The sequence below is a fragment of the Dietzia aerolata genome (assembly GCF_014144865.1).
GTDB lineage: Bacteria > Actinomycetota > Actinomycetes > Mycobacteriales > Mycobacteriaceae > Dietzia > Dietzia aerolata.
On the sequence record NZ_JAALDM010000147.1, the window covers coordinates 1 to 11,206 of the forward strand.

The following is an 11,206-nucleotide window of genomic DNA, read 5'->3' on the forward strand; positions in this document are numbered from 1 at the left end:
GAGCCCAACAGGCCCCGGGGTTCTCGCCATTTGCCGATCAACGAAAGAGCTATCGCCTTTCGCGATGGATCGCGTCGAATACTTTCCTGGGGCCCGGATGTGCCATCAATTCCTCGAGCCCCATTATCGTGCCGTCACTGTCGGTAATAGGAACCGACCAATTCGGATACTCGGTCGAGGTGCCCGGCATATTCACTGGCCGGCGATCGCCGACCAGATCGGCGACAGACACCGCAAATAACAATGACGGTGCACTCGCAGTGAAGGCATGCAGCGCTGCTACGAGCTCGAGCAGATCCACGTCTCTCGCGGTGTCACGCAGCAGCCCACGTTCGCGAACCTCCTCGACGAACCCGGACACCTCAGCCTCGGCGTCCCTGCGCTCGTCCTCAACATCCCGGGTCAGCTGTCCCAGGCGGTCGCGAATGTCGACATGCACTAGGTCGGCATAGCCGGCAGTGGGCACCAGATCGTGCGTCGTCACCGACGCCATACACATTCGGCGGTACTCCGACGGGTGGACCGGCCGCGAGCGGGAAGAGGCGTCATCGTCGCCGGGGATACTCTCCTGCTCGAACCACATGACGGAGGTTCCGAGGATTCCGCGGTCGGTGAGAGTCTCACGGACTCCGGGAGCGACGGTGCCGAGATCTTCTCCGACCACCACGGCGCCCGCCCGCGTCGCCTCGAGGGTGAGGACGGCAAGCATGGCGTCGTGGTCGTAGTGCACGTAGGTGCCTTCGGTGGGGGAGGCGCCGGCAGGGATCCACCAGAGTCGGAACAAGCCGAGGATGTGGTCGATGCGAACGCCGCCGGCATCGCGGAGGGCGGCGCGGACGATGTCGCGGAACGCGCGATAGCCGTCGGCTGCCAGTGCGTCCGGGCGGAGTGGAGGCTGGGACCAGTCCTGGCCTCGCTGGTTGTAGATGTCCGGCGGGGCGCCCACGGAGACCCCACGCGCGAGTGACCGGGTCATCGACCACGCATCCGCGCCAGTTGGATGCACCCCCACAGCCAGGTCATGGAGCACGCCCAGCCGCATACCGGCATGCCGCGCGGTCTGTTGAGCGTGCGCCCGCTGCTCGAGCGTGAGCCACTGCAGCCACTGGTGGAAACGGATCTCGTCCGGATGGGAGTCGGCGTACGCCGAGACGGCTTCTGACTCCGGATCCTGCAGCTCGGCCGGCCACCGGGCCCAGTCCGGTCCGAACTCGCCGGCGAGGGCGCACCACGTCGCGAATGCGCGCAATCCGGGTCCCTGCTCGCGGGTGAAGCTCTCGAACGCATCGCGGCGCTCGGGGTCGAGTTGCACAGCGAAGATCAGGCGAAGGGCCTCGAGTTTCGCCGCCCACGAGACGTTGCGATCGATGGTGTCTGCGTCTGCGTCTGCGTCTGCGTCTGCGCCTGCGCCTGCGTCGGTGCCGGTGCGCGTGCTGCTGGCGAGTTCGTTGACGCGAGCGCGGTCGGGCTCGGCGAGGCGCGCGTACTCGGGCACGAGCTCGGGTCGCAGATACAGCGGCGACGCGAATCGCCGGGTGGTCGGCAGGTAGGGCGACGGCTCCACCGGGGGGAACGGCTCGCCGGCGTGCATGGGGTTGACCAGCACGAAGTCGGCGCCGAACTCGTGCGCGCCCCACTCCGCGAGTTCCGCGAGATCGCCCAGGTCGCCGACGCCCCACGACGCGGCTGAGCGCACCTGGTACAGCTGCGCCGCCAGTCCTACCGCGCGGCGCGAGTCCAGCCCAGCGGGGATCGGGGCCGATGCGGGCGCGACGAGAAGTGTTGCCTCGACGGTGCTGCTGGGGCGGGAGCTGGTGCCGGTGCCGGTGTCGGTGCCGGGGGAGGAGGTGGTGTCGTTGCTGTTAGTGGCGGTGGAGGCCAAACCCGGGGCGACGACGACAACGACCATTCGATGCCAGCCCGCAGGCAGGTCGGCGGGCACACGCACGGTGATCTGCTCCATGGGGACCCCGTCGACCACCTTCTGGATGCGGTCGCCGCTGAGCGGTTCGAGGACAACCAGCTCGGTGGTGCCAGCGGCATCAGGCTCGGAGGCGGGCTTCGGGGCATGAGGGGTGTGCTCTTCGAGGTGAGCCGTGACCGTCACTGTGGCACCCTGCGGCACATGGACCGGGACATCGACGGCCGACCCCTGTGTGGCGATCACGGTCGGAGACAGCACCCGACGCCAGGGCGTGAGACGAACATCCTCGAGGGCGGCCGCGTCGGCGGAGATGATGGCGTTGTCGTCGTCGTCGTGGTCGTGGGCGCCGACGCCGATTGCGGCCAGGACGGCGCGCACGGTGCGCTCGGGAACATCGCGGTGGACGCCGTGCGCATCGGTGTAGCTCGTGGCCACGCCACATTCCGCAGCGAGCTCGACCAGGACGGGCGGAAGGGCAGGGGGCTGGGCGGAGGGTTCGGCGGGACTCACGGTCACGACACCACTGTGCCAGCCAGCGGAAACCGGCGGGGTGAACTGTGCAGGAAGCGGCGGGGTGATGGAGACGGGAATGGGTGGGGGACGCGCGCGGTCGGGGTGGGCGGCAACTCGTCGATCGGGAAAACGGACCGCGCTCCACACGGCGTGGAGGGTGGCAGTTACCCTTACGTGGAACACATATCAGTTCCGCCCAGAGAAAGGCCGTGGACCACCCATGACCGAGGCATTCATCTACGACGCGATCCGCACACCGCGGGGCAAGGGCAAGCCAGGTGGCGCCCTGCACGAAGTCAAGCCGATCGACCTGGTCGTCGGACTCATCGAGGAGACCCGCCGGCGTTTCCCGGAGCTCGATGAGAACCGCATCTCGGACATCATCCTTGGCATCGTCAGCCCCCTCGGCGACCAGGGAATGGACCTGCCCCGCATCGCCGCGCTCGCGGCAAAGATGCCCGACACCGTCGCCGGCGTGCAGATCAACCGCTTCTGCGCCTCCGGCCTGACGACGATCAACATGGCCGCGCAGAAGATCCGCTCCGGCTGGGACGAGGTCGTCTTTGCCGGTGGCGTCGAATCCATGTCGCGCGTGCCGATGGGCAGCGACGGTGGCGCCTGGGCCATGGACCCGGCCACCAACTACGACACCTACTTCTCGCCCCAGGGCATCGGTGCCGACCTGATCGCCACCATCGAGGGCTTCTCCCGCGAGGACGTCGACCGCTACGCCGAGCGCTCGCAGCGCCTGGCCGCGCAGGCCTGGGAAGAAGGACGCTTCGCACGCTCGGTCGTGCCCGTCAAGGACCAGAACGGCGTGACCATCCTCGACCGCGACGAGCACATGCGTCCCGGCACCACCGTCGAGGCGCTGGCCGGACTCAACCCGTCCTTCGCCATGGTCGGCGACATGGGCGGCTTCGACGCCGTGGCACTGCAGAAGTACCACTGGATCGAAGAGATCAACCACGTTCACCACGGCGGTAACTCCTCGGGCATCGTCGACGGCGCAGCGCTCGTCGTGGTCGGCTCCGAGAAGGCCGGCCAGGAGATGAACATGACCCCGCGCGCCCGCGTCGTGGCCGCCGCCACCTCCGGTGCCGACACCACCATCATGCTCACCGGCCCCACCCCGGCCGCGCAGAAGGCGCTCGCCACCGCCGGCCTCACCCCGGACGACATTGACCTCTGGGAGCTCAACGAGGCGTTCGCCTCCGTCGTGCTGCGCTTCCAGAAGGACATGAACATCCCCGACGAGAAGCTCAACGTCAACGGTGGCGCCATCGCCATGGGCCACCCGCTCGGCGCGACCGGCGCGATGATCACCGGCACCGTGCTCGACGAGCTCGAGCGGACCGGCGGCAAGCGCGCCCTCATCACGCTCTGCGTGGGCGGCGGCATGGGTGTCGCCACCATCATCGAGCGCGTCTGACCCGCCCCACCAACACAGCCATACAGGAGTAGAAAACCAGTGAGCGACAACATGTTCCGGTGGGAGCAGGACGGCGACGGCATCGTCACCCTCACCATGGATGACCCCGACCACGGCGCCAACACGATGAACACCCGCTTCATCGAAGACTTCACCTCCACCGTCGACCGCATCGTGGCCGAGAAGGACTCGATCAAGGGCGTCGTGCTGACGTCCGCCAAGAAGAGCTTCTTCGGCGGCGGTGACCTCAAGTCCATGATCAAGGCCGGCCCCGCCGACGCCGACGAGCTGCTAGAGCGGTCCATGGGCATCAAGGAGCGCATGCGTGCGCTCGAGACCTGCGGCGTGCCCGTCGTGTCCGCCATCAACGGCGCCGCCCTCGGTGGCGGCCTCGAGCTGGCCCTTGCCACCCACCACCGCGTGATGGCCGACGCCCGCGGCGCCAAGGTCGGCCTGCCCGAGGTCACCCTCGGCCTGCTGCCCGGCGGCGGCGGCATCGTCCGCACCGTCCGCATGTTCGGCCTCGCCCAGGCCGTGCCCAACATCCTCATGTCCGGCAAGTCCTTCGCGCCCGCCAAGGCGCTCGAGGCCGGCCTCGTCGACGAGGTCGTGGAGCCCGAGAAGCTCCTCGACGCCGCCAAGGCCTGGCTCAAGACCGAGCCCGAAGCCACCCAGCCGTGGGATCGCAAGGGATACAAGCTGCCCGGCGGCACCGTGGACGACAAGCAGCTCAGCTCCGTGCTGCCGTCGTTCCCGGCCAACATGCGCAAGCAGACCAAGGGCGCCCCCTCCCCGGCACCGCGCGCCATCATGGCCGCCGCCGTCGAGGGCTCGCAGGTCGACTTCGCCAACGCCGAGCGGATCGAAGCCCGCTACTTCGTCGAGCTGGTCACCGGCGTGATCGCGAAGAATATGATCCAGGCGTTCTTCTTCGACATCCAGCACTGCTCCTCGGGCGGCGCCCGCCCCACGGCGGCCGACGGCTCGGAGATCCCCAAGACCGAGTTCAAGAAGGTCGGCGTCCTCGGCGCCGGCATGATGGGCGCCGGCATCGCGTACGTCTGCGCCAAGGCCGGCATGGAGGTCGTGCTCAAGGACGTCGAGATGGCCGGCGCCGAGAAGGGCAAGGCCTACTCGGAGAAGATCGAGGCCAAGGCCCTCGAGCGCGGACGCACCACCCCCGAGAAGTCCGAGGCCCTGCTGGCCCGCATCACCCCGACCATCGATCCGCAGGATCTGGCCGGCTGCGACACCGTGATCGAGGCGGTCTTCGAGTCGCCCGAGCTGAAAAAGAAGGTCTTCCAGGAGATCGAGGGAATCGTCAACCCCGACGCCCTGCTCGGCTCCAACACGTCGACCCTGCCCATCACCGAGCTCGCCACCGGCGTGCAGCGGCCCGAGGACTTCATCGGCGTCCACTTCTTCTCCCCGGTCGACAAGATGCAGCTCGTCGAGATCATCAAGGGCGAGAAGACCAGCCCCGAGGCGCTGGCCCGTGCCATCGACTTCACGCTGGCCATCCGCAAGATCCCGATCGTCGTCAACGACTCGCGTGGCTTCTACACCTCGCGCGTCATCGGCACGTTCGTCAACGAGGCCATCGGCATGCTGGATGAGGGCATCGAGCCCGCCACCATCGAGCAGGCCGGCCGCATCGCCGGTTACCCGGCCGCACCGCTGCAGCTGTCGGATGAGCTGAACCTGAACCTCATGGTCAAGATCCGCCAGGCCACCCGCGAGGCGGAAGAGGCCGAGGGCAAGGAGTACGTGCCCAGCTCCTCCGACAAGGTGGTGCTCAAGATGGTCGAGGAGATCAAGCGGTCCGGCCGCGCCGCCGGCGCCGGCTTCTACGACTACGACGAGGCCGGCAAGCGCGGCAAGATCTGGTCCGGCCTGCGCGAGGCGTTCAATACCTCGCCCGACAACGCGCCGCCGTTGCAGGACCTGATCGACCGCATGATCTTCGCCGAGGTGTTGGAGACGCAGAAGTGCGTTGACGAGGGCGTCATCGTGGACGACGCCGACGCGAACATCGGCTCGATCATTGGTATCGGCTTCCCCGCGTGGACCGGCGGCACCCGCCAGTACGCGAAGAACTACGCGGAGCCGGGCGCCAAGGTGGCCTCCGGATACAAGGGCTTCGTGGCCCGCGCCGAGGAGCTCGCCGCCAAGTATGGCGAGCGCTTCCAGCCCACCGAGTCGCTGAAGAAGCTGGCGGCCGAGCAGGGCTGAGGCTGAGGCTGCGGCTGACGCGACAGACGGCGGCCGTCCCGGGAAGAAATTCCTGGGGCGGCCGCCTTTCGCATGTGCGCGCTGGTAGCCAGGCGAGGCCGCGCGGCTCAGTGCCCACCGTGGTGCTCATTGCTGGCCGCCGCAGGGCTGGATTCGGGGCTCGCGTGTGGCTTGAAATCTAGGCAACATCAGCGCGATTTTGAGCAACATCAGTGAGTTCTAGGGGCCTGGAAACCTCGCTGATGTTGCCTAGAAACTCAGTCATGTTGCGTAGAAACCGTGTCTCTCGACCGCGCTGGGTCAGACGTCGGTGCAGCCTTGCCGACGCAGCATTTCAGCGATCCGTCCCAGAAGCGTCTGTGGGTCTCGGAGCATTCCCGCAGTGATCCGAAGGTCCAGCCATCCCTCGTCGAAGAGACGCGCTGTCACGTTGGAATCCCAGTCACGCTGCTCACGGTCTAGGTGGTGCTCGCCGTCGTAGTGCAGGGCAACCTTCTCCTCGCGGTAGGCGAGGTCGGCGGTGACGATATGGCTGCTGGCGGAGTCCGAGATCTCGACCTGGAGGTCGGGCATGGGTAGCGGCGAATCCTCAATGATCAGCCGAAGCCAGGTTTCTCGCGGAGAGCCTGCGCGATAGTCGCAATGCTCGAGAAGACCCATCGCTCGTTGGTAGTCGTGCAATCCCTTGGTCGTCCTCGCGTAGGTCTGTACTTCGGACACGGGCGTATTGGTGATGTTGCATACGGCGTCAACCGCCATCGTGGCTTTGAGGGGATCGTGCTGCCAGCGAGCTAGGTCGAGGGCGGTCCGGCTCACTGACGTGCATCGCATGCCGTGCTTGTCGACGATGTCTGACTCGGACAGCGGCTGGGGGAGTCTGTGGATTCGAATGCCCCGGGGCGATCGCGTGTGTCGGGGCACGTATAAATCCACCGCACGAAGCACTTCCGGGGATGAGGCTTGATGCTCTCCGTGGATGAGCGCCGCGGCAGCGCCGGCGAGAACCGCTCCACGGGGTGCCCACAGCCAAACGGCGCGCACGCGGGCGTAAGCGTCGAAGTCATGCCCAGTGGCCATGTAGATGCCGGGCAATACACGCGAGAATCGCGACCGAAGGGCGTGACTACCGATGATGCCGGCCTCGAGGGCGGCAGCACCGACGAATGGTCGGCCACTGAAAACCGCAGCGGCGAATGCGTCGGAATCGGCGATGGAGCGTGGGCGGGGTGGTGGCACACCATCACTGTGCGGGGTCAGGCGCTCCGATTACACCCCTGGTCAGGGAAGTGTGGACAAAAATGACGACGATCCACATTCGGCAAATGGGGCCGATTTCGCGCCGGTGAGGGGAGTACCATCGGCCGGTTGCGAGGTAGGCCCGGGTGGGCTCGGGTGGTGAAAAAGTGCACGGTTTCCAACAGACGTAGCGGGTTGCGGAACGCGAAGAGCAGTGTGAGCGGCGCAACGATTTGGGGCGTAATCCGGGTGGGAAGTGCCGTGAACTGCGAAGTTATGAATTAGGCCAGCCTACCCAAGGGGAGGTTAGGCTTGCCTCATTCTGAAATGTTAGTGTTTCGCTCATGCTCAGACAGCGCACAGGTCCGGCACCGAAGTCGGGCGCTCGACGCGGACCCGCCCAACTCGGACACGACCGTGCAGGTAGGCCCCGCGTCGGTGGGTCGTTCGGCGTCCGTGGATCCTTCCGGGCGGCCGTTGCCGCTGCCCTTGCTTTCTCGTTGACCTCCTGCGGCGTCGCGGCCGGGTCGGGCGGGGACCTCGAGACCGTCTCCGGCATTCCCGTCGCCTCCGAGGTCGAGGCCATCGAGGACCCGCGCTCGTACCAGGGGCAGCTGTCGCTCGAGCTCGTCGACGACCCGGTCGAGCCCATCGCCGCCGACCCGGTTCCGCAGCTGCCGGCCGTGGTGACCGACAACCAGGGCACGCAGGTGGAGGTCACGGATGTCTCGCGCATCCTGCCGCTCGACATCTACGGAACGCTCTCGCGGATGGTGTACGAACTCGGATTGGGCGACAACGTCATCGGCCGCGACATCTCCTCGAGCTTTCCCGAGATCTCGGACCTGCCGCTGGTCACCACGGACGGGCATCAACTGAATGCGGAGTCGATCCTCGCGCTCAACCCGTCGGTGATCATCACCGATACCTCGCTTGGGCCGTGGGATGTGATTCTGCAGCTCCGGGATGCCGGTGTCCCCGTCGTCGTCGTCGACTCCCACCGCTCACCCGAGAACGTCGAGGCCCTCACCCAGGCCGTCGGCGCGGCGTTGGGGTTGCCCGACGAGGGCCGCGAGCTCGGCGAGCGGACCCGCGCGCAGATCGTCGAGGCGCAGGAGGCGATCGCCACCATCACGCCAGAATCGCAGACGCAGCAGCTGCGGACCGTGTTCCTCTACGCCCGTGGAAGCGCCGGCGTGTACTACATGTTCGGGCAGGACTCCGGTGCCGACGAACTCATCACCGCGGCCGGCGGCTACGACGTGTCCTCCGAGGTCGGGTGGAAGGGCGCCAAGCCGGCCAACGACGAGGGGCTCATCGCGGCGCAGCCCGACGTGATCATCATGATGAACAAGGGGCTCGAGTCGGTCGGCGGCGTGGACGGGCTGCTCGAGAAATTCCCGGCCATGGCGCAGACGCCCGCCGGCGCGAACGAGCGCATCATCTCGATGAACGACGACCTCGTCCTGTCCTTCGGCACCCGCACCCCGGCCGTGCTCAACGCGCTCGCCGTGGCGCTCTACGCCCCCGACGCCCTGTGACGATCACCGAGGCGCGGCCGGCCAAAGGGGCCGGCGAGCCGGCAGGCGGGCAAGCAGGCGGGCGAGCCGGCGAGCGTGTTGGTAAGCGAGCCAACCGCGAACCAGGCGCTGCGAATCGCCTGCTCACGGGCGGTTTGCTGATTGCGGGGCTGCTGGTGGCGCTCGTGGTGCTCGCGGTGATTGCCGCCGCCTCCGGGCAGTTGTCGATCCCGCCGGCGGAGGTCGCGTCGGGATTCCTGCGGGGCCTCGGCCTCGACATGGGGCCCGCCGAGAGTCATCCGCGCGCCGACGCGACCCTGTGGAGCGTGCGGTTCCCGCGCGTGGCGATGGCGATCGTCGTGGGCGCGGCGCTGTCGGTGGCCGGCGCACTCATGCAGGGCGCGTTCGGCAACCCGCTCGCCGAGCCCAGCGTGGTGGGCGTGTCCGCCGGCGCGGCCGTGGGTGCCGCCTCCGCGATCGTCTTCGGCCTCACCGCCTTCGGCGCGTGGACGAGCGTGCTGTGCGCCTTCGTCGCCGGCATCATCACCACCGCCGCCGTCTACCTTTTCAGCCGTAGTAACGGCCGCACCGAGGTGGTGACGCTGGTGCTCACGGGCATCGCGGTCAATGCGGTGGCCGGCGCGGCGCTTGCGTTCCTCATGTTCCTCGGCGACACCCAGGCGCGCGAGGAGATCGTGTTCTGGCAGCTCGGTAGCCTCAACGGCAGTCGTTGGGAGCACGTGCTGGTGGTGGCGCCGCTCGCGCTACTCGGAGTGCTGCTTGCCGCCCGGCTGGCCCGCCCGCTCGATCTGCTGTCGCTGGGGGAGCGGCCCGCCCGCCACCTCGGCGTGAACGTCGAACGGCTGCGCATCGTCTCGATCGTGCTGGTCGGACTGCTCACGGCCGCGGCGGTCAGCTTCTGCGGCATCGTCTCGTTCGTCGGACTTGTTGTGCCGCACCTCATCCGAATGATCTCTGGCCCCGGCCACAAGTTGCTGCTGCCGGCGTCCGCGGTGGGCGGCGCGGTGTGTCTGCTCGCCGCCGACCTGGTCGCGCGCACCGCCGTCAATTACGCGGAACTGCCGCTGGGCATGGTCACCGCGGCCGTCGGCGGGCCGTTCTTCTTCTGGCTGCTGCACCGCACGCGTCGCACGGCAGGAGGTTGGGGATGACCGCGCACACCAGCCCGGGCGCCGCCCCGCTCCCGATCGTCATGGCGGCCGCCGACGTCACCGTCCGCATCGGCGGCCGCGTGCTCCTGGACTCGGTCAGCGTCGAGGTTCGCGCAGGCGAGGTGCTCGCGCTGGTCGGGCCCAACGGCGCCGGCAAGTCGACGCTGCTCGCCGTGATGGCCGGCGACATGGACCCTGAATCAGGCCGCGTCGAGGTGGACGGTAGGGATTTGCGACGCTGGAAGCTGGGCGATCTGGCCCGCCGCCGCGCGCTGATGACGCAGGCCAACGCGGTCGCGTTCCCCTTCACCGTGCGGGAGGTCGTGGCCATGGGCCGCGCCCCCTGGGCGGGGCATCCGGAGGGCGACGACGACGAGGCCGTCATCGACGATTCGATCGCCGCCACCGACACCACGCACCTCGCATCCCGCACGTTCCCGACGCTATCCGGCGGGGAAAAGGCGCGAGTGTCCCTGTCGCGGGCGCTGGCCCAGAGTGCCGGAATCATGCTGCTCGATGAGCCGACCGCCGCAGTGGACCTGCGGCATCAGGAACTCGTGTTGGGCCGGGCCCGCGACATAGCCGATGCCGGCGGCGCGGTGGTGGTTGTTCTGCATGATCTCGCGCTGGCGGCCGCCTGGTCGGATCGCATGGTGATGATCTCCGGCGGCCGGGTCAGGGCCGAGGGTCCGCCCGCCGACGTTCTCACCGCTGAGCTGATCGACGAGGTCTACCAGCAGGCGGTCCTCGTTCACCGGCATCCGATTACCGGCGACCTGCTGGTCACGCCCGACCGGCGCGGCCTTCGCCGGGCCGGCGCACAGGGGATCGCTGTCGGGCCGACGGCTGCATCATCAACCTCCGCCCCGATGCTCTCTCATCCCGATCCCGCTCTCGTCAAGGAGTTCTCGTGACCAACATCAGAGTCCGTCCGGCGCCGGCCGCGTTTCGCCGCCTGGTGGTGGCCGCGGTCGTGGCACTGCTGGGTGCCGGCATCCTCACCGTGGCCATGCCCGCGACGGCGCAGGCGGCTGCTCGGCTGAGCGCGTCGAGTTCATTGGGCGGCGCGGTGGCCTCGACCTCGGGCCCCACCACGTTCACGGTGTCCGGGTCAGGCTTCCAGGCGATCGAGGGCGGCTTCGGCGGCGTCTATGTCGGGTTCGGCTGGGTGAACGGC

At 68.1% G+C, this 11,206-nt stretch carries 7 protein-coding genes and 1 pseudogene; 6 read left to right on the plus strand and 2 right to left on the minus strand.

Annotation, left to right across the window (positions count from 1 at the left end; genetic code table 11):
• Positions 1-49 precede the first annotated feature (49 nt).
• Positions 50-2,440 (minus strand): 4-alpha-glucanotransferase, encoded by a 2,391-nt coding sequence (gene malQ / locus G6016_RS09650; RefSeq protein WP_206682299.1) that lies wholly within the window; start codon positions 2,438-2,440, stop codon positions 50-52.
• Between the two features lie 217 nt (positions 2,441-2,657).
• Between malQ and G6016_RS09655 the strand changes: the two genes are divergently transcribed.
• Positions 2,658-3,869 carry an acetyl-CoA C-acetyltransferase gene (locus G6016_RS09655; RefSeq protein ID WP_182632457.1) on the plus strand — a complete coding sequence of 404 codons (1,212 nt, stop codon included), beginning with the start codon at positions 2,658-2,660 and terminating at the stop codon, positions 3,867-3,869.
• 39 nt (positions 3,870-3,908) lie between these two features.
• Positions 3,909-6,101 (plus strand): 3-hydroxyacyl-CoA dehydrogenase NAD-binding domain-containing protein, encoded by a 2,193-nt coding sequence (locus G6016_RS09660; RefSeq protein WP_182632458.1) that lies wholly within the window; start codon positions 3,909-3,911, stop codon positions 6,099-6,101.
• 300 nt (positions 6,102-6,401) lie between these two features.
• Here G6016_RS09660 and G6016_RS09665 read toward each other — a convergent pair whose 3' ends face one another.
• A complete protein-coding gene (locus G6016_RS09665) occupies positions 6,402-6,917 on the minus strand; it encodes a putative endonuclease domain-containing protein (RefSeq protein ID WP_182632459.1) in 516 nt (171 codons plus the stop codon).
• A 764-nt stretch (positions 6,918-7,681) separates the two neighbouring features.
• Between G6016_RS09665 and G6016_RS09670 the strand changes: the two genes are divergently transcribed.
• The 4 genes and pseudogenes from G6016_RS09670 to G6016_RS09685 form a co-directional block, all read left to right on the plus strand.
• Positions 7,682-8,878, plus strand: coding sequence for a heme/hemin ABC transporter substrate-binding protein (locus G6016_RS09670; RefSeq protein ID WP_182632460.1), 1,197 nt, complete (start codon positions 7,682-7,684; stop codon positions 8,876-8,878).
• Entirely contained in the window at positions 8,875-10,029 is a 1,155-nt protein-coding gene (locus tag G6016_RS09675) for an iron chelate uptake ABC transporter family permease subunit (RefSeq protein ID WP_182632461.1), read from the plus strand. The genes G6016_RS09670 and G6016_RS09675 overlap by 4 nt, the downstream gene beginning before the upstream one ends.
• Complete coding sequence (locus G6016_RS09680) at positions 10,026-10,943, plus strand: heme ABC transporter ATP-binding protein (protein ID WP_182632462.1); 918 nt, start codon at positions 10,026-10,028, stop codon at positions 10,941-10,943. Before G6016_RS09675 ends, G6016_RS09680 begins: the two co-directional genes overlap by 4 nt.
• Positions 10,940-11,206: pseudogene (locus G6016_RS09685) on the plus strand (hypothetical protein); the annotation flags it as partial. The gene G6016_RS09680 and the pseudogene G6016_RS09685, both read left to right, overlap by 4 nt.